Genomic DNA, 17493 nt, shown 5'->3' on the forward strand with positions numbered 1-17493 from the left:
CGATCATGATGATCGAGGGCTTCTTGTCCAGAGTGGACGATACAGGGATTGAACCTGTGACCCCTACCGTGTCAAGGTAGTGCTCTCCCGCTGAGCTAATCGTCCGAGCGGATGACGAGACTCGAACTCGCGACCCTCACCTTGGCAAGGTGATGCGCTACCAACTGCGCTACATCCGCGTTGCTCCCCGGTTTCCCGTGGTGCGAGGTGAACTTTATCCGACGCTCCCCCGAAGTTCCAAATCGGCTGATCTTGAGCGTGCCGGCGGCCTCGGAGTCCGGAAACGACAGTGGGGCCAGGTGCGCTGTGCACCTGGCCCCACTGATCTTCGATGGACGATACAGGGATTGAACCTGTGACCCCTACCGTGTCAAGGTAGTGCTCTCCCGCTGAGCTAATCGTCCGAGGCGGAGACGGGAATCGAACCCGTGTACAGGGCTTTGCAGGCCCTTGCCTAAGCCACTCGGCCACTCCGCCAGGAGCATGACCCCACGACGCGTGAACGCCGTGGAACCACAGAGCGGATGACGAGACTCGAACTCGCGACCCTCACCTTGGCAAGGTGATGCGCTACCAACTGCGCTACATCCGCGTACATCACTGACTTCATGATGTTGAAACAACCTTATACGAGGGGTTCAACCGCTTTTCACCGGGGGTACCCGCTTCGCCTTCGCGGGCCCCCTACCTCGGGTTTCTCAGCTCAGGTCGTTCGAGATGAGGTGCGTGAGCGCCTCGTCGACGTTGACCCACAGGTGCTCGTTGCCCGGCACGACGACGTCGTAGGTCCGGTCGAGGAAGTCGGCGAGCTCCTGGGCGGACGCCTCGAACATGGCGTGTCCGGACGGCGAGCTCAGCTCGATCACGACGACCTCGGGGTCGTCGGCGGCGGGGCGGATCCGGACGTCACCGTCACCGGCGTCGGCGATCAGACCGTCGGCGAGCAAGTCGCGGGCGTAAACCCACTCGACCCAACCGGCGCGGCCGGTGCGGAACGCGGCGACAACCGCGTACGGGTCCTTTGTGTCATATCGCAGCTCCACCTGAACCGGGACCGCAGGGGTCCTCGGTGCCAGCAGGTCGAAGACCGCTGTCGAGCGGAGCGTCACGTGATCGTTGCGCATCGTCGTTACCCTCTTCTCCCTTCCCGGTCAATGAAACGACCGAGCACCTCAGTTGTGACGTGCCTGTGGCGAGGAACGCTCGCGAAACGGGGTCAGATCACCCCATCGGGTCAGTTCGACTCCGGAACGCGACCGCGTGCACGCACTCCGTGTCCTCCTCGCTCCTCAGCAGATGTCCAGCGCCCCCCATCTTGCTGGGTCTAACCTGAACCCGGTACCGGCTGTTGCGCGAATGTTGGACGTGAGGACATCTCTGGTGGCTGACTCGCCCGGCCCAACCGTTGCGTCGAGCGACGGCCGGCCGACCGACTTCGAGCTCGTGCAAAGACTCGCACAGGGCGATCGGACGGCGTTCGGTGAGCTGTACGACAGGTACGGCACACCAGCATATTCCCTGGCCAGGCGCATCTGCGTGGACCCGGAACTCGCCGAGGACGTGGTCCAGGAGGCCTTCCTCGCACTCTGGCGGCACCCCGCCAGGTTCGACCCCGCCCGCGGCAGCTTCGGCACCTGGTTGATGACTTTGGTGCACCACCGCGCGGTCGACGCCGTACGTAAAGAGAACACGCAACGCCGCCGAACTGTTCCCCTCACCGACGACGCGTCCCCTCCAGTGGAGGGATCGGACCACGCGGCGTTGGTCAGCGTGGTGAGCGCCGAGGTCAGAGCGGCGCTCCATACGTTGCCGGAAGAACAGCGCCAAGTGATAGCCCTCGCCTATCTGGGTGGCTACACGCAGTGCGAAGTGGCAAAACTGACAGGCGTCCCGCTCGGCACTGTGAAATCGCGCACGTTCGCTGCGATAAGACGTCTAAGAGGCACGTTGGGGAACTTGTGGGCCGGAGAAACCGGCGAGACGACAGGAGTTCACCGGTGAACGGCGACCTGTGCGCTCAAGAGGAGCTCGCCGTCGGCTGGGCGATGCACTCCTTGGAGCCCGACGAGGAAGCACTGGTCCGCGACCACCTGCCGACCTGCACGACGTGCCAACGCACCGTGGAGGCGACGCAGGAGGTGCTGGCGGGCATCGGCGGCGCGGTCCGCCAAGAACAACCACCAGCCCACCTCCGCGCGAGGCTGATGGACCAGATCCAGCACATCCCCCAAGAACCACCCGCGGTCCACGCACCACGGCACGCGGCCGTAACCCCGCTGCGCCCCCAACACCGCCGCCGCACAGGCCGAGCACTGCTGGCCGCGGCAGCAGTAGCAGCCGTACTGGCAGGCGGCGGCTACCTGGGCGTGCGCGTAAACCAACTCTCCACCGAGGTAACGGCCGCAGAAGCCCGCACCGACGACCTGAACAAGGCCCTCTCCCTGGCCGCGAACCCGGCCACCAACAGGGCCGTCCTCCGCACCACGGCAGGCGACGAGGTGGCCGTCGTCCTCTCCAACCCCACCTCGGGCGCGGTGATGCCGATGAACCTGAAACCGAACGACTCGGGCCACGTTTACGTAGTTTGGGGTGCGAGCACGCCCGCGCCGGTACCGTTGGCGGTGTTCGACGTACGAGCCGGCACAAGCGACCCGCAACTGCTGACCTGGTCCGCCGACGCCCACAAACACACGACCTTCGCGGTGTCCCTAGAACCAGGCCGCCAAGCACCGACAAGCCCGTCGGAAGTGCTGGCAGGCGGCCAGGTTGCACCCGCCTGAGTCCCAACAGGATGATCGACACATGACGAAGCCCAAGGCGAAGCCCGACGAACACAAGGGCTGGCGCCACTGGTTCCACCGCAACCCGGCGCTGAACCTGGCCTACCGCATCGGCGTGGGCGTGATCGGCGGCCTGGTGCTGATCGCGGGCATCATCATGATCCCGTACCCAGGCCCAGGCTGGCTGGTCGTCTTCGCGGGCCTGGCCATCCTCGCCACGGAGTTCGAGTGGGCAGGCAAAGTCCTCAAGTTCGCCAAGCGCTACTACGACCGCTGGGTCGCCTGGCTGAAGCGCCAACCCTCCTGGGTCCGAGGCCTCGTGATGGCAGGCGTCTGCGCCATCGTCCTCGTCACCTGCTACTTCCTCAACGTGTTCGCCCTGGTAGGAGGCTGGCTGGGCCTCGACTGGCCCTGGTTGCACAGCCCGATTTTTGGTTCTCGTTGATGATGTTGTAAGCTATCCCCACACCGCGAGAGCGGGGCAAGCAACACAATAGAACACGGGCGTTTAGCTCAGCGGGAGAGCGCTTCGTTCACACCGAAGAGGTCACTGGTTCGATCCCAGTATCGCCCATTTCAGCCAGAAGGCCCCTGACCTGCAAAGGTCAGGGGCCTTCTGGCTTTTCGCGCACGCCAAGAACTCCCCGCACCGGCCTGCGGGACACAAATCCGTACACAAACGGGGTCTACAAGGTCAGTCGGCCTCCTTCGGCAGAAATAGACCACTGATGCTCTCCGCGGCTCCCGCATCGAGGTCCGGGATGTCCTCGGTGTAGGTGTCGAGGGTGAAGGCGACCGTCGCGTGACCGAGTCGACTGCTCACGATCTTCGGGTGGACCCCGGACCGCAGCGAGATCGTGGCGTAGGTATGCCGGACGTCGTGCAGCCGGATGAGCGGCACCTTGGCGCGGTCCACGAGCCGGTTGAACTGCTCGGTGACCGTGTCGGGGTAGATCGGCCGGCCGTCCTCCCAGCAGAAGACCAGGCCGTGATCCTGGTATCCGCTGCCGAACGCCTCCTTCTCCTCCTCCACCTGTGCAAGGTGCCGGCGCAGCACCGCGACCGTGAACTTGTCGAGCGCGATCTGCCGACGGCTCTTCGTGCTCTTCCCGGTGCCATTTCTGACCGAGCCACCCGCGACGACGCGCGTTGCCTTCATACGGACGACCGCAGCATCGAGATCGAGCGCGGCGAAGGTCAACCCACACAGCTCGGAGCGCCGCATCCCGGTGGCCGACACCAGCACCCACAGCGCGTACAGCCGTTCCGGGCGAGCCACCTCCAGGAACCTCGTCAGCTGCTCGGGTTCCCACGTGTTGTGGGACCGACGAGGAACCGAGGGCGCGGTCACGCGGTCCATCGGGCTTCGGCCGACGTACTCCCACTTGAACGCGGTGGTCATGGCGGAGCCGAGCATGATGTGCACGCTCTTGACCGTCTTGGGCGCCAGTCCCTTTCCCGTCGGGATGGGCACGCGACCGACCCCATAGCGATGGAAAGCCCTACGCGCAGCGGCATACGAGACTCCGACCTTGTCCGCGACCTCACGCGGCTTAATCTCTCGTTTACTGAGCCGGGCGTCCTCCCACAGCTCGAACATCTCCCAGTTCGTGTCGCGCTTGCGGCGCCCCTCCCGCAACAGGTGCTCGTAGAGCGCCGCGATCACGGACGGCACGATCTCCTGCATCGGCCGCTTCCCGATCCACGGCAGGACGTACGCCCTCGCCAGCTGCTCGTAGTTGGCAGCGGTCGTCGGCTCGGTGGTGATGCGCACGTGCGGGAACCAACGCTCGAAGAAGTCGGCCACCTTGGCCCTGGACGGCTTGACGTAGGTCTCGGTGGCGACCTCCGCCTGTGCCTGCTCCATCGCTTCCCATGCGTCGTCTTCGGTTGCGAACCCGCTCTTGCGGATCTGCTGCCGCTCCCCCGTCAACGGGTGCTTCTCGCCGTCGAACGAGTACGTCCAGGTGTTGCCGCGCTTGAAGACGCTGCCCTTCACCTTGCGGCGCGTCGGCTTCCTCTTGGTCATGCTGCGTCGGCCTCCGGGGAGAGCTGCTGGTCGGACTCCAGGAACTCCGCGAGGCGGGCGCGGACGACGTAGACGCGTCGGCCGAACCGCTTCACGCCGGGCAGCTGGCCGGCGTCGGCGTAGCGGTATGCGGAGGCTCGGCTGATGCCGAGGAGTTCGGCCGCCGCGGGGACGGAGATGAGGGCGGGCTGCTGGTCGGTCATGGGTGCTCCCCGGTCTCGGGCGCTGGTGGTCTGCCGCAGAAACCGCAGAATCCGCAGAATTCACGAAGGGTGCGGGTTTGCGCAGCTCAGAGGTGGTTTCAGTGATCTTGACGGTGTTGCCGCAGAAAACCGCAGAATTGCCGCAGAATTCGAGACGCCCCGCGGGTGGCCCGCGAGCCAGCGTCACGAGGCCTCTGCTCGTGACGCAGGGACGGCCGCTCCTCCTGGCTGCTGGGTATTTGTGCGGCAATTCTGCGGCTTTCTGCGGCAGACCTGACTTGGTCGCCCGCAGTACCGCTGACCAGCGCAGACCCACCTATCCGAGGAATTCTGCGGTTTCTGCGGTTTCTGCGGCGGGGTCATCGGGTGGCCTGCCGGTGGGCAGGGTGGACGAAGTAGGTTGGGCTTGGCTTGCGTCCTCGTCCGCTGCGCTCGGGATCGGGTGCCCGCTGGACGTGGAAGTGCTGTTCAAGAAGGTCGAGGGCGGGCAAGAGGTCGGCGACCTTGCGGAACCGTCCCCTGGTGATCGAGGTGAACAGCTCGCGGACGGTGAAGCTCACGGGGCCGTGCCGTTCGATCCACGTGAGTACGGCGCGCGCGTCGTCGGTCGCTTCGTCGTTGCCCATGTAGTCGAACGCCCCGAGGGCGTGCGTGAGGTAGTAGGACCCGAGGGTGCGGGCGCGCCTGAACGTGTCGCTGGTGATCTCGGTGGCCCACTGGTCGGTGGGTCGGTCGGCGAGGTGCAGGAGTCCGGCGAGACGGGCGACGGTGCCCGCGTACTTGGCTGCCCAGTCGGTGATGTGGTGCAGGTCGCCGCGGGGCGCGAGTTGGGGTTCGAGTTCGGTCTGTAGCGCGAACATGTCCTCGTCCGCTTCGCGGCTGAAGTCGATCGTGGTGAGGTCGCGTGGCGCAAGGTGCAGCACCAGTTCGGCGAGGCGTCGGCGGTAGGTGGCACTGATGTGCTCGGGGACTTCGGGGACGCGGATCGCGCGGTGTCCGACGGTGCTGACGGGGAGCGAGTAGAGGAAGCGTCCGAGCAGGCCGCGTTCCTTGGCGGCCTTGATCTGTCCGAGGTCGCGGATGATCTGGGGCTGTACAACGAGTCCGAGGGTCAGGTAGGCGTGTTCGATGAAGTCGGATTCGCGGCCTTGGCGGTCGACTTCGAGGTATTCGCCGGCGTGGCCGCGTAGGAAGACCTCATAGTTCGGGGTGCCGGAGTAGCGCCCTGCGATGTTGGCGACGATGCCGCCTTCCGGCGCGAGCACGGCGAGGCGTCCGCCCTGCTCGGACATGATCGTGGCAGCCTTCTCCGCTGTGATGTCGTCCACTACGAGGCGGGGCTGCGCGGGGATCGCGATCTCGCGGGCGCGCAGGGCCGCGTCTCCGGCCATGCCGATGGAGGTGGGGTCGGCGGTGCTGGCGGTCTTCTCCAGCTTGTCCGCCTCGCGTTCGGCGACGGCCTTCTGGATGCGGGACTCCTCGATGTGCGGCAGGGCGAGCTCGACGAGTTCGGCCTGCGCGGCGCGGATAGGTCCGGCCATGGCCGCGAACACGTCGGACTTGCGGGAGCCGGGCGGCAGGGCCACGGCGAGGAACAGGTTGACCGGCTGAGCCCAGCCCGGTCGGATGCGCACGTTGATGCGTCCGGCCGCGGCCGTCGACAGTGCGGACAGCGCAACGCACCCGGCGAGATCTGCTGGGGTCTGAGTGAATTCGGTGACGGCGCTGACCATGTCAGCCACCCAGTCCGGCATGACGCTGACAGGGAACGGGGGCAGCGCGCGGTGCGCGCCGGAGAGCGGAACGGGCTGTTCCCAGCCGTCGATGACGTGTCCGGGCTGGTCCGGCACGGCACGCAGAACGCGCGCAGCGCCGCTGTCGTGCGGCTGCATGTTCGTCGCGTTCATCGGGTGCCTCCAACGGCGGTGTCTGGAGTGGACGGAGAAGGTGCCCGGTACCGGCCGCGCGGCCGGTACCGGGCTGTGGCGCTACTTGTTGATGGCCGGGAAGTTCACGGCGTGCGAGGCGTCGACTGCCTTGCCCGTGTGCTTGATGGCCAGGTTGACCGCGCGCCCGGCGGTGAAGAACGCCGCACTCGCCTCGCCGATCGAGCTGGTGGCCTTGATGCCCTGCTCCCGGGCCGCCTCCGCGAGCTTGCTCAGCGCGGTGTCGATCGCGAGCAGGATGTCGGTGAGGTCCTTGGTGATCTGGTCACCGGCCTGCGCGGCGGTGGTGATCTCGTCCTTCTTGGCGAACTCGAAGCCCTTGGTGGCGTTGGCGGCGTTGAGCGCCTCGACCGCGGTTTCGAGGTGGGACAGGAACGTGCTGCACTTCGACATGGATCTCTCCCTGGTTTTCGGTGGGACCGGTGTCAGGCGGCGCGGGTGTCGAGCTGCCTGGGTTTGGTGGCGCCCAGCCGGAGTCCGGACTGGACGGTGGCGGTGATCTGCGAGGTGGTGCAGTCGCAGTCGCCGACGGCCATGTGGGCGGCGGATTGCTCCAACATGTGGGCAGCGTCGGGGTGGCTCATCTCGTTGCCCCCGACCAGCTGGCCAAGGGTCAAGGAGGCCTGGAAGAGGGTCTTGTTGTGGCGGCTTCGCTGCGCTCCTGCGACCTTGGCGCACTCGCCGCGCACGATCGCGTCCAAGTACGCGGATCGCTGCGCAGGAACGCTCTGGCTGGACGCTGAGACGGCCGTAGACGGCTTGACGGCGGGTGCCTGGACCAACCAGGCGGGCAGTTCGATCGGCGGCCGGTCGTCGATGATCTCGTAACGGCCGGTCGGGGTGATCGACGGCGGGGCGATGACGTAGCCACCGTGCGCGCGGGTGTCGACGAGCCATCCCAGCGTGCCCGCAGTATTGCGCAACGCCACGCCCTTGGGGGGGCGGAAGTAGAGGTGGTAGCCGCCGTGCTCACCCGTGCCGGGCGTGCGCACGGTGAAGGTGGGCGGAACCTTGGCGTTCGCACGTTCGGCCAGCAGCGTCAGGACATCGAGCCCCGTTGCCACTCCAAGCATGTTGAAGCCATCTGGAGCCACGTCGCCGGGCTTGGCCAGGTCGCAGTCGACAACCACCAGGCCGGAGGGGCCGGTGGCCACGGCGACGTTGTGCCGCGGGTAGCGGGTGTAGAAGTCGCTGATCACGCCGTGGTCGCTGGTGGCGCGCTGTTCCCACTGGTCGACGAACGGGCGCTTGGCGCCGGGCACGGCCGGGAAGAGGTGCCAGCCGCGGGCGGCCATGCGCAGGATCTCAGTGAGGTAGCTGTCGTCGGTGCTCACGGTCGGCTCCTTTCGCGGTGGTGGTGGGTGGGGGCCGTGACGAGGCGAGGTGTGGTGGCGCTCGCCTCGTCACGGTGTCCGGTGATCAGGCGGCCGATGTGTTCGGCGAGCTGGGGGACGACGGCGTTGCCGAGTGCGCGGAGGGGGTCGACAACCAGTCGGCGGGGAACCCCATAAGCCACTCGATCCACGTCGGGTTCGGTCTGCCAGTGCCGCCGTAGATCGCGCTGAGCTGGTTGCAGATCGATTTGCCGTCGCGTCCGGTGTAGCCCCGGTAGTCGCGTGCCACGGGGGTACGCCACGAGGAACAGACGTCGTCGTCGGTGTGGTGCACCCACGGCGCACGCTCCGACAACTGTCCACTCTGCATCGAACCCGAGCTGGTGAAGGTCACTGAGCACCCAGCTGAAGGCGTCTCGATCTCGAACGAGAGCTGCGACGTTTTCCACGATGACGTAGCGGGGTCGAACCACGCGTACGACGTCGGCGAAAGCGGGCCACATCCACCGGGGGTCGTCGATGCCGAGCTGCTCCCCCGCGATGGAGAAGGGCTGGCAGGGGAACCTGCCGGCAACGGTGTCGATGCGGGGACGGGCCTGGGACTGCCACCATTCGGGGGCGGTGAGGACGTCGTCATGGCGGGGAACCTCCGGCCAGTGGGTTTCGAGTACCTGTTGGCAGTACGGGTCGATCTCGACTTGCCCGGCCACGGTCATCCCGGCGCGTTCCAGGCCGAGTTCGAGCCCGCCGATGCCGGAGAACAACGACAGCACCTTGAGGGCGTTCACGCGGCTGCCTCCACGCATTCGTTGGCCTCAAAGCAGGTCCAGCAGCGGCCGTAGGAGGTGGGCACGCAGTAGCCGACGTCCTGCTCGCACTGCGGGCACCAGCGGCGCGCGGCCATCGCCTTGTCCAGTGCGAAGATCCGGGCGGCGGTGAGCGGCCGGACCGGCGCGGCAAGGTCCACGCGGAACAGGTCGCACAGCTCTTCGCGGCGGTAGGGGCGGCGGTGGCGGAACCACAGCAGCGCCTGCGCGCCCTGCCCGTTGGGGCGCAGGCCAATCGCGCGCAGCTGGCGGCGGGTCGCCAGACCGGGCGGGACAGCGCCGGGCCTGCCGCGCCAGGCGAACACGATCAGCCCGCCCTCTTTGCCGCGGCAGAACGCGCTCTGCCCGTTCCACGGCAACACCACCTCACTGATCGGACGCGTCCGGCTGCCCATCAGGCGCTCTCCCGTCCGGGGCGGTGGTCGCGCAGGCGGCCGGTGGTGGGCAGGCTGGTGAGGCGGCGGCCGTGCTTGTCCGCGTACATGGCCGCATCGGCACCCGCGAGCAGCGCGGAGAGCTGCACGCCGCGCCGGAGCAGGGTCTGCGCGCCGATGCTGACCGCGAGGTGCAACCGCAGACCGTCCACGACGATCGGCCTCGTCAGCGCCGCGCGGACGGCGGCCACGCGCAGGGCGGCGACCATGCGGCCACGCTCATCTGAGGGCACCGCACCGAGCCACAGCACGAACTCGTCCCCGTGCAGCCGCACCGCGCGCTCCCCCGGCAGCCGCAGGGAGTCCAAGCGCGCGGCGATCACCTTCAGCACGACGTCGCCGACCTCGTGGCCGTGGGTGTCGTTGACGGCCTTGAAGTTGTCGACGTCCAACAGCAGCAACCCGACCGCGCCACCCCGGCGCGAGGTAGTGCGGCGGGCCAGGATGCCCAGCGCCTCGCGGTTGCCCAGGCCGGTCAGGGCGTCGATGTGCAGGCGGCCGAACAGGTGGACCGCGTAGGCGCTGGTGGCCAGGTAGCCCGCGGTCGCGGCGACGGTGGTGGTCAGAAGGATCGTGTTGGTGGTACTCATGGGTGACTCCTCGAAACCGTGGACGCGGTGGGAGAGCGGAGTTGCGGGGCGGGTGCTTGCCGGCGTCGCCCCGCAACATCCAGGCGACGGTCAGAACGGCGGCTCGTCGGCGAACCCGGACGCGTTCGCGGGCTGCGCACCCCACGCGTCGGCGGCCGGGCTGGTGCCGTTGGCGTCGGTGCGGGTGACCTTGGTGACCTTCGCGGTGGCCCAGCGCACCGACGGCCCGCATTCGGTGACGTCCAGCTCCAGCACGGTGCGCTTCTGGCCCTCGTGCTCGAAGTTGCGCTGCCGCAGCGTGCCGGTGACCAAGACCCGCGCGCCCTTGCCGACGGAGTTGACGAGGTTCTCGGCGGGCTGGCGCCACAGCGTGCAGCGCAGGAACGTGGCGTCGCCGTCGACCCACTGCCCGGACTGCGGGTCGCGGCGGCGCTCGTTGGACGCCACGGTGAAGTTCGCAACCGCGATACCGGACTGCGTGAACCGCAGTTCCGGGTCCGCGGTGAGGGTTCCGGCGACGGTGACCTCGGGAAGACCGGCCATGATCAGGCCCCTTTCTCGGTGGGTTCAGCGGGTGACGTGGTGGATCGTGTTGTCGACGACCAGGCGCGCGGCCAGGTCGGTGATGCGGTCCCAGTGCGCGACGACGAGCCGTTCGGCCTTGCCCTGCACGGCGTGGAAGGCGGGGCGCTGGTCTCGCGGTATGCGGGCCAGGCACTCGTGGACCATCTGCCGGTCGTAGGCGCCGCTGCCCTCCACGTCGTGCGGCCAGCGGGCGCGCGGGACGTGGTGGGCTTCGAGCCAGAACCGTTCGGCGGGAGCGCCGGCCAGCAGCGCGAGCGCGGCGGCCTCGTCGCCTTCGGGGGTCTCGTCGAACGTCATGTCGGTCCAGCCGCGCCACCGGGTCGGGCTGGCCTGCCAGATCCGCACCTTCGGCGCGGTGCCGCCACCGACGAGGGCGATCACGGCGTGCGCGGCCTCGTGGTGCGCCAGGGTCTCGATCTCGTACACGGCCTGCTGAGCAGCGGTCGTCATGGCGGTATCCCTTGGCGCTCAGGCGATGAACGACGCGAACGCGAGCACCGCGAGGCCGACGAGCACCAGGCGCACCGCCACACCGGTCCGCCGGTGCTTGCTCATCAGCACCGCCGACAGGTCGGCCACGGCCTCCACCCGGCCGTGCAGGTCGCCGGGCGCGGTGAGGTCGGCGAGCAACTGCTCGGGCTGGTGGCGGTAGGTGTGCCACCGCGACGCGCCGGGAACGCCCACGCGCAGGATCACTGGGCGCAGCACGAGAAGCAGCACCACCACCGCTGCCCCGATCGGACCGGCCGCAAGCCCCACGAGGCCCGTGGCGAACGTGCCCGGGCTGGTGGCGACCAGCACCAGCACGCCGGCCAGCATCAGGCCGAACAAGCCGAGCAGTCCGACGGCCTTGGTGTCGGCGGCGCGCAGCTCGTCGCGCACCTGCGCGTCCGCGGCCTTCACTGCCTCGTTGTAGTGCTGCTCGACGGGGATCGCGACGAACTCGGTGCAGCGCATGACGCCTCCAGAAGTGACTCTGAGTAGCTGGATTTGGGTGTGCGGAACCAGGCCGACGTGTCGTCAGCTGTTGTCAGAAACGTTGTTATGAATGGGTTTTCGCGCGCGCACGCGCACCCGCGCGCATTGGGCGGGAGTGCGAGCGCCTGACGTCAGGTGACGTGCTGCGACGTCAGGCGCCCGCTAGGTGTCACGCTGCGTGCTCACGGACGGGGCGGTAGACGGTGGCCTTGCCGTCGGTCCCAACCTCCTGCAGGACGCCATCGCCCACCAGCGCGGCCAACTCACCCGAGACCCACGAGCGGCCACGGCCGAAGGTGGTTTCGGGGTCGGGCAGGTCCCGCACGGTGATCTCCTGACGGCCGTCGGCGACGAGCTTCTCCACGATGCGACGCAGGCGATCGCGTGCCACGCGGCGCGGCGGGCGCCCGGCCGGCAGGTCCAGGGCGATGTCCTCGGGCAGTTCGGTGTCCATGTCACCGTCCAGATCGGACTCGGGGTCGGACGGCAGGTCGAGCGGGGTGGATGCCTCCTCGTCGGTGAGGTCGGCCATGCCCTCCAGGCTGCGCAGCGGCGCGAAGTCCTTGCGGGTACCCGCGGGTGCGGTGGTGACTCCGGCCGGGCGGGCAGGCAGTCCGAGCAGTTCGGCGGTGTGCGGCAGCAGCGTGGCGCGCACGTCGCGGCATTCGTTGATGGCGGCGGACATGTCCGCGTTGGTGGTGGCGAACGTGCGGGCGGGCATGGCCATCCGGTCCTCCTCGATACCGGGTGCCTCCAGGTAGAAGGCTCCTGCCCGGCGGTTCTTCCACCGCTCCGGCGCGGCCCCGGCCTCTACGACCTCGTCGGACAGGCAGAACGCGGCGTCGGCGGCGTCGTTGACGCCGAAGCACCAGCCCGCACCGAGCTGCGAGCGGATGTCCGTGCTCATGCGGCGGAAGCTCGACTTCTGCTGCGACAGCACCACGGAGATCCCTGCTGACCGGGCCTCTTCGGCGATCGTGGTCAAGGTGGCGGCGTCCTCCAACACGCGGGAGGCCTCCTCGATCCACAGCACGATGAACGGCATGTCGTGCTCGTCGTAGGCCTGGGGAACCCACTGGTCAAAGCCCCACTTACCCAGCTGTGAGGCCTGTTCGGTGATGACCGCGGGCACGCGGGTGATGAACTGCGCGCACTCCTTGTGCCCGGTCACGGTGTGCACGTTGTCCCCGAGGAACCCCACAGTCTGCTCCCCCTTCGAGGGGTCGAGCACGATCAGCACCACGTCGCGGCGGGTGGCGATCTCGGTCCACGCGATCTTCGCGCCGTGCGACTTGCCTGAGCCGTTCATGCCGTTGACCTGCACGTGCGTGAGCTGACGAGCGGTCTTCTTGTCGCCCGGCAGCCACAGCCGCACCGGCTCGTTGTCCTCGTACAGGCCCGGAACCAGCGGCTCCACAATGGACCCACCCGGCGCGGACGGACCCGGCCAGGCCTGCGGGTGGCGCAGCACGTCGTTCGGGACGATCGTCATCGTGGCCTGCGACAGGTCATCGGGGTCGCCGCTGATCCGCACCGCGCCCTTGTGCAGCCGCAGCGCGCCGGCCAGCTTGTTCGACGCGCCCTGCACGTCCTCCACCGAGATCTCTCCCGCAGGCAGAGCGAGAGCCGCGGTGACCTTGTTGGGGGCCACCTCGATGGCCTTGGTCTTCACGCCGGCGAGCTTGACCTTGTCGAACAGCCCGCCCGACGAGTCGCCCTCACCACCGCCGCGCATGGCCCGGCGGATGTTCCACGAGATCGCCAGGCCCGCGCCGCCGTAGAGCCACAGCCCGAACAGCGGGTTAGACCACGGCGCGGTGATCGCGCAGGCGACCATCCAGCCCGTGCCGATCAGCACCGTCACCGCAGCGTGCGTCTGCGTGATCGGCGACCGGGTGCCGCCCGCCTTCCACGCCACACCAGCGAGAACCGCGCCCATCACGGCCAGACCCGGCGTCAGCCACGGCAGCTGCGCGGAGTCGGCCATCATCCAGTGCGTCAGCGCGCCGACCGGCCACGCGAGCAGCATCAGCATCCACTGCCCCAGGTACGGGGCGACCTTGCTGCCCACGTAGTTGCGCGGGACGTAGTAGCCCATCTCGGAGTTGCCGGCCGCGAGGTCGCCGCCTGCCGTCCGCCTGCTTCCCACTGCTCTCTCCCTTCCGTGCGGTTTCCTCGCGGTACCAACGGTTTCGCGACGTCTACTTGTCGAACTGGAAGTTCCGGCCGCGGTTCTTGGCCGTCATGTCGATCTCGGCCACGTAGTGCTTGCGGAAGCTCAGGTACGTGCGCACCGCCGACGCGCAGATCACCTCCGCGGCCTCGGACGCACGGCGCATGTGCGCGGCGACGAGCTTGGCCCGCACCTTCGAGTCCAGGCCGAACGCGTGCGGGTTGACCGACTTCACGTGCTTGAGCGCCGCTTCCATCTCCTCCGCGCTCACGTGCAGCTCGCTCACCAGCGGGCGGATCAGGCCGCGCACGTTGTTGCAGTAGTCGTGGATGTGGGAGCTGGCGAAGAACTCCGGCTCACCGAACGTCAGTTGCCTGTTGCTCATGTGCTTTCCCCTTCTCGGGCTGTGGCCTGCCGACTGCTCTGGCCTGCCGGGCACGGCACCCACCGCGGGTGTGGGTGTCGCACCCCGCCGGTCATGCAGCCCGGTCGCGTTCGGCCAGCACCGCGTCATAGACCGCCTTGCGGCGCTTGCCCCCAACCGACAACCCGGCCGCGCGCAGGGCCTCCAGCAGCGCGTCACGCGACAGCCGGTCGCCCAGCTCGGTCGCGGCCTGCCGCGCGGCGGGCATCAGGTCCGTGATGTCCACACCGTCGATCACCACCTGCTCGACGTTGGCGGGCTCGGTCGCCTCCTGGTCGCCGCGACCGGCCACTCGCAGCCACCCGAACCGACGCGATCGGCCGTGTCCCTCGTCGTCGGAGTCGTTGGTGGTGTTGTCGCTGGTCGGTCGCGGCCTGGTCGCGCCGGTCGCCCGCTGCCGAAGGGTCTCCGGACCGAACAGCAGCGCCGCTGCCCCGGTCACCTGCTCCGCCTCGCGCAGGACCTGTTCGGCAGCGCGGCGGCGTTCCTCGTCGGTCGCCTTGATCCGGGCGGCCACGACCCGGCCGAACCGGCGTCGCGTCCTCCACCCCAGCGCCTTGTTCGCGGCCTTGCGAGCGCGGTGCTCGGTCGTCTCGCGGTCCGCGGCGGCCAGGGCTTCGGTCGCGTCGGTCAGGCCGTGCCGCAGGGTGACCGACCATGCCCGCCACGTCCACATCGGATAACGCACCCACCGCACCGCGCCGAACCGCGGACGCCGCGCCGGCAACCGACCGGCCACCGCGAGCGCCTGGCGGTGCGCACGGCGCTCGCGGGTCTCCCACACCGCCACGCCCACGATCGACAGCACGCCCACCGTCGGGTCACCCGAGTGCGCCCAGTTCGACCCGGCCGCGTAGCCGACCACCAGCCACATCACCAGGCGCTCTACCCACGCGGAGTCGTCCCGCGTCACCGTGACCTCGGAGCCGGTCAGGCTGGTCGAGGTGACCGGCCGCCCGGCCACCTCGACGGGCTGCCGGGCCACGTGCGCCAACCGGCCGCACACGAACCCGATGCACTCGATACCCGTGGCCGCGGCGGCGGCCAGCGGCGCCGGCCAGCCGAGCCGCTGACTGAACAGCTGGAACTGCCCCCACCAAGCGCCGACCATCGCCAGCACGATCGGGACCACGATCACCCGGTCCGCCAGCCAGCCCGTGACGCGCGCCGACCAGGCCGCACGCTGCGCACGACGCTGCGCGGCCTGCACCAGCCGTTCGGCCTTCCGCTCCTGACCTTCCGCGAGCTTGCGAGCGCGGTCCGCGCGCCGATCCTCGTTGCGCGCCAGGCGTTCCGCGCGCACGTCCGCCGCGCGCTCACGGGCCAGCTCGATCTCCGCGCGCTGCGCCTCCAGCGACCGCGTGGCCGCGGCGTCCGCGCGTCGGATGTCCGCCTCGGTGCTCGCCGCGATCCGCACGGCCTTGCGGTCCAGCAGCGTCATCGCCGCTCACCCCGCCCCGAACGCGACTTCGTGACCGCCTTGAGCACCAGCGCCATCGCCAGCACAAACCCGCCCAGACCCGTGAAAGCCAACGGCAGCAACGACTCCGGCAACGCCAAATAGCAGAACAGACCGACCACCACGGCCCAGAACACCAGCTTGACCAACGTCCAGAACGCGCTCAACGACAACGTCGCAAAGAACCTCATCACGCCACCTCCTGAGCCACGGCGAACGCCCGCAACTCCCCCACCGCAACCGATCGGGTCTCCTCACCGGACTTCCAGCCGAGGTAATCGAGGAAGCCCGGAACAGTGGTCCACGCCAACACCCGCGTCGCCGACGTTTCACCCGACACCTCGACGTACGCCTCGTAGCCGATGGCCCGGACGCTCACCGAGGGCTCGCTCAGGCTGTCCGACCACGCCACCAAGTCGCGCGCCGCGAACTCCCTACGCGTCCGGAGCTGGTGCGCGGGCTCGCTACCGCGCGTGACGTCGACCGGGACCAGGTGAGAGTGCCTCGTCAGGTGCTGCGCCAGCGCCATCAGGTGCGCGGCCTGCCGCAACGCCGGAGTGATCTCCGCGTCCATCACGCCACCGCCTTCCTGGTCCGATCCGCGCGGTGCATCTCGCGGCGCTCGTCCTCGGTGGTCCCGCCCCACACACCCGTCACGCCGTGGCGCAACGCGTAGGACACGCACGCCGTGCGGATCGGGCAGGACACGCACACCTTCTTCGCCGCGCGGGCCTGCTCCACCTGACCGGGCTCCGGGAAGAACAGCTCCGGGTCCTCATCGGCGCACGCGGGGTGCCCGCCGAAGTTCGTGCCCGGCAACGTCGTCAACAGCTGGTACAGCCCGTCGTGCCTGCTCATGGAGTGCGCCGCACGAGCCTTCTCGATCTCGCGAGCCGTCTTCACGCCACACCGCCCAGCACCAACGTGTTCTGCTGCCGGCGGCCGTCCGCCCGACGGGCGTGGCGCTCAGCGCGGCGCAGCGTCACCTCGTCGACCGGCGGGCCGATCACCAGACCGCGGCTCTGCGCGTCCAACGCATCAGCCAACGCGGTGCTCAGCAACTCCAAGTCGTTCAGGTCGATGTCGTCAGAACCGAACTCGATCTTGTGGGTACCTTCGACGTGCATCGTGTGCTCCAAGGCGTTCGATGTGCGCCCCGGCCCGTGCTCCAGCACTACCGGGGCTTCTTCGTGTCCAGCGCCAATTCGAGTGCCAACATTAGTACTGAAACTAGCACTGTCAAGCGAAGGGCCTTGAGACACAGGACCGCCCAGACCTCCGACTGCTAGTGTTGATACTGAAATCAGCAGCTCAGGAGGGTTCGTGGCGAAGGATTGGGCAGCGGTCGCAACGGCGATCACCACCCGAATGGCGGAACTGGACATGAAGCAGTCCGAGCTGAAAGAACGCTCGGGCCTCGCATTGCAGACGGTCCGCGAAATCCAGCTGAACTTGCAGCCACGCGACCGCAGCAAGCGCACGTTGGCCGCGCTGTCCGACGCACTTGGCTGGCCCAGCGACCATCTGTGGCAGGTCTTGAGCGGCATCGACCCTGGTGACCCAGACGAGTCGGATCCCCTGCTCGCCGAGCTGACCGCAATCAAGGGCGCGATCACCGTTCTGACCGACCGTGTCGAGGAGATCGAGCGGCGGCTAGCTGTCGACGGCGAACAACCATGAGTCGATCCAGCCGCGCATCGAGATCAGCAGCCAACGCCCGAAGCTCTTGAG

The 17493-nt window shown here is 68.5% G+C and carries 23 protein-coding genes and 6 tRNA genes; 5 read left to right on the forward strand and 24 right to left on the reverse strand.

What is annotated here, in order from left to right; all coding sequences use genetic code 11:
* Window positions 1–33: 33 nt before the first annotated feature.
* From ACFWNN_RS28530 to ACFWNN_RS28555, 6 genes are all read right to left on the reverse strand, one after another.
* Window positions 34–105 (reverse strand) — tRNA-Val (locus ACFWNN_RS28530).
* A gap of 1 nt (window position 106) precedes the next feature.
* Window positions 107–179: transfer RNA gene (locus ACFWNN_RS28535), tRNA-Gly, on the reverse strand.
* Between the two features lie 153 nt (window positions 180–332).
* A tRNA-Val gene (locus ACFWNN_RS28540) sits at window positions 333–404 on the reverse strand.
* A gap of 1 nt (window position 405) precedes the next feature.
* Window positions 406–477: transfer RNA gene (locus ACFWNN_RS28545), tRNA-Cys, on the reverse strand.
* Window positions 478–519: 42 nt separating this feature from the next.
* Window positions 520–592, reverse strand: a tRNA-Gly gene (locus ACFWNN_RS28550).
* Between the two features lie 106 nt (window positions 593–698).
* The gene (locus ACFWNN_RS28555) at window positions 699–1124 is read right to left on the reverse strand and encodes an SsgA family sporulation/cell division regulator (RefSeq protein ID WP_030477975.1); all 426 of its coding nucleotides are present in this window, start codon (window positions 1122–1124) and stop codon (window positions 699–701) included.
* A 256-nt stretch (window positions 1125–1380) separates the two neighbouring features.
* Between ACFWNN_RS28555 and ACFWNN_RS28560 the strand changes: the two genes are divergently transcribed.
* The 4 genes from ACFWNN_RS28560 to ACFWNN_RS28575 all read left to right on the forward strand — a co-directional run bounded on the left by ACFWNN_RS28560 (window position 1381) and on the right by ACFWNN_RS28575 (window position 3354).
* Entirely contained in the window at window positions 1381–2001 is a 621-nt protein-coding gene (locus tag ACFWNN_RS28560; RefSeq protein WP_382443012.1) for an RNA polymerase sigma factor, read from the forward strand.
* Entirely contained in the window at window positions 1998–2780 is a 783-nt protein-coding gene (locus ACFWNN_RS28565) for an anti-sigma factor domain-containing protein (protein ID WP_382443013.1), read from the forward strand. Before ACFWNN_RS28560 ends, ACFWNN_RS28565 begins: the two co-directional genes overlap by 4 nt.
* 22 nt (window positions 2781–2802) lie before the next feature.
* Entirely contained in the window at window positions 2803–3225 is a 423-nt protein-coding gene (locus tag ACFWNN_RS28570; RefSeq protein ID WP_382443014.1) for a TIGR02611 family protein, read from the forward strand.
* 57 nt (window positions 3226–3282) lie between these two features.
* Window positions 3283–3354: transfer RNA gene (locus tag ACFWNN_RS28575), tRNA-Val, on the forward strand.
* A gap of 120 nt (window positions 3355–3474) precedes the next feature.
* Here ACFWNN_RS28575 and ACFWNN_RS28580 read toward each other — a convergent pair.
* The 18 genes from ACFWNN_RS28580 to ACFWNN_RS28665 all read right to left on the reverse strand — a co-directional run bounded on the left by ACFWNN_RS28580 (window position 3475) and on the right by ACFWNN_RS28665 (window position 16889).
* Window positions 3475–4809: a tyrosine-type recombinase/integrase gene (locus ACFWNN_RS28580; protein WP_382443015.1), complete on the reverse strand. Its 1335-nt coding sequence runs from the start codon at window positions 4807–4809 to the stop codon at window positions 3475–3477.
* Window positions 4806–5012: a helix-turn-helix domain-containing protein gene (locus tag ACFWNN_RS28585; protein ID WP_382443016.1), complete on the reverse strand. Its 207-nt coding sequence runs from the start codon at window positions 5010–5012 to the stop codon at window positions 4806–4808. The genes ACFWNN_RS28580 and ACFWNN_RS28585 overlap by 4 nt, the downstream gene beginning before the upstream one ends.
* Window positions 5013–5371: 359 nt before the next feature.
* Window positions 5372–6919: a YfjI family protein gene (locus ACFWNN_RS28590; protein WP_382443017.1), complete on the reverse strand. Its 1548-nt coding sequence runs from the start codon at window positions 6917–6919 to the stop codon at window positions 5372–5374.
* Between the two features lie 81 nt (window positions 6920–7000).
* Window positions 7001–7351 (reverse strand): hypothetical protein, encoded by a 351-nt coding sequence (locus ACFWNN_RS28595; RefSeq protein WP_382443018.1) that lies wholly within the window; start codon window positions 7349–7351, stop codon window positions 7001–7003.
* 32 nt (window positions 7352–7383) lie between these two features.
* Complete coding sequence (locus ACFWNN_RS28600) at window positions 7384–8292, reverse strand: bifunctional DNA primase/polymerase (RefSeq protein ID WP_382443019.1); 909 nt, start codon at window positions 8290–8292, stop codon at window positions 7384–7386.
* A complete protein-coding gene (locus ACFWNN_RS28605) occupies window positions 8289–9080 on the reverse strand; it encodes a DNA cytosine methyltransferase (protein ID WP_382443020.1) in 792 nt (263 codons plus the stop codon). The genes ACFWNN_RS28600 and ACFWNN_RS28605 overlap by 4 nt, the downstream gene beginning before the upstream one ends.
* The gene (locus ACFWNN_RS28610) at window positions 9077–9514 is read right to left on the reverse strand and encodes an RRQRL motif-containing zinc-binding protein (RefSeq protein WP_382443021.1); all 438 of its coding nucleotides are present in this window, start codon (window positions 9512–9514) and stop codon (window positions 9077–9079) included. The genes ACFWNN_RS28605 and ACFWNN_RS28610 overlap by 4 nt, the downstream gene beginning before the upstream one ends.
* The gene (locus ACFWNN_RS28615) at window positions 9514–10143 is read right to left on the reverse strand and encodes a GGDEF domain-containing protein (protein ID WP_382443022.1); all 630 of its coding nucleotides are present in this window, start codon (window positions 10141–10143) and stop codon (window positions 9514–9516) included. The genes ACFWNN_RS28610 and ACFWNN_RS28615 overlap by 1 nt, the downstream gene beginning before the upstream one ends.
* 90 nt (window positions 10144–10233) lie before the next feature.
* Entirely contained in the window at window positions 10234–10686 is a 453-nt protein-coding gene (ssb, locus tag ACFWNN_RS28620) for a single-stranded DNA-binding protein (protein WP_382443023.1), read from the reverse strand.
* Window positions 10687–10710: 24 nt separating this feature from the next.
* Entirely contained in the window at window positions 10711–11178 is a 468-nt protein-coding gene (locus ACFWNN_RS28625; protein ID WP_382443024.1) for a hypothetical protein, read from the reverse strand.
* A gap of 18 nt (window positions 11179–11196) precedes the next feature.
* Complete coding sequence (locus tag ACFWNN_RS28630) at window positions 11197–11685, reverse strand: Pycsar system effector family protein (RefSeq protein ID WP_382443025.1); 489 nt, start codon at window positions 11683–11685, stop codon at window positions 11197–11199.
* A gap of 190 nt (window positions 11686–11875) precedes the next feature.
* Window positions 11876–13855 (reverse strand): plasmid transfer protein TraB, encoded by a 1980-nt coding sequence (traB, locus tag ACFWNN_RS28635; protein WP_382443026.1) that lies wholly within the window; start codon window positions 13853–13855, stop codon window positions 11876–11878.
* A 52-nt stretch (window positions 13856–13907) separates the two neighbouring features.
* Window positions 13908–14264, reverse strand: a complete 357-nt coding sequence (locus tag ACFWNN_RS28640; protein WP_382443027.1) for a hypothetical protein — start codon at window positions 14262–14264, stop codon at window positions 13908–13910.
* A gap of 91 nt (window positions 14265–14355) precedes the next feature.
* Window positions 14356–15744, reverse strand: a complete 1389-nt coding sequence (locus tag ACFWNN_RS28645; protein WP_382443028.1) for a hypothetical protein — start codon at window positions 15742–15744, stop codon at window positions 14356–14358.
* On the reverse strand, window positions 15741–15953 hold the full coding sequence (locus tag ACFWNN_RS28650) for a hypothetical protein (RefSeq protein ID WP_382443029.1): 213 nt from the start codon (window positions 15951–15953) through the stop codon (window positions 15741–15743). The genes ACFWNN_RS28645 and ACFWNN_RS28650 overlap by 4 nt, the downstream gene beginning before the upstream one ends.
* Window positions 15953–16336 carry a hypothetical protein gene (locus tag ACFWNN_RS28655; protein WP_382443030.1) on the reverse strand — a complete coding sequence of 128 codons (384 nt, stop codon included), beginning with the start codon at window positions 16334–16336 and terminating at the stop codon, window positions 15953–15955. The genes ACFWNN_RS28650 and ACFWNN_RS28655 overlap by 1 nt, the downstream gene beginning before the upstream one ends.
* Window positions 16336–16665 (reverse strand): WhiB family transcriptional regulator, encoded by a 330-nt coding sequence (locus ACFWNN_RS28660; RefSeq protein WP_382443031.1) that lies wholly within the window; start codon window positions 16663–16665, stop codon window positions 16336–16338. The genes ACFWNN_RS28655 and ACFWNN_RS28660 overlap by 1 nt, the downstream gene beginning before the upstream one ends.
* On the reverse strand, window positions 16662–16889 hold the full coding sequence (locus tag ACFWNN_RS28665; protein ID WP_382443032.1) for a hypothetical protein: 228 nt from the start codon (window positions 16887–16889) through the stop codon (window positions 16662–16664). Before ACFWNN_RS28665 ends, ACFWNN_RS28660 begins: the two co-directional genes overlap by 4 nt.
* A 196-nt stretch (window positions 16890–17085) precedes the next feature.
* On the opposite strand from ACFWNN_RS28665, the gene ACFWNN_RS28670 reads away from it, so the two are divergent.
* Window positions 17086–17442, forward strand: a complete 357-nt coding sequence (locus ACFWNN_RS28670; RefSeq protein ID WP_382443033.1) for an XRE family transcriptional regulator — start codon at window positions 17086–17088, stop codon at window positions 17440–17442.
* Window positions 17443–17493 lie beyond the last annotated feature (51 nt).

Source organism: Lentzea sp. NPDC058450 (assembly GCF_042721395.1).
In the GTDB taxonomy this organism is placed as follows: Bacteria; Actinomycetota; Actinomycetes; order Mycobacteriales; family Pseudonocardiaceae; genus Lentzea.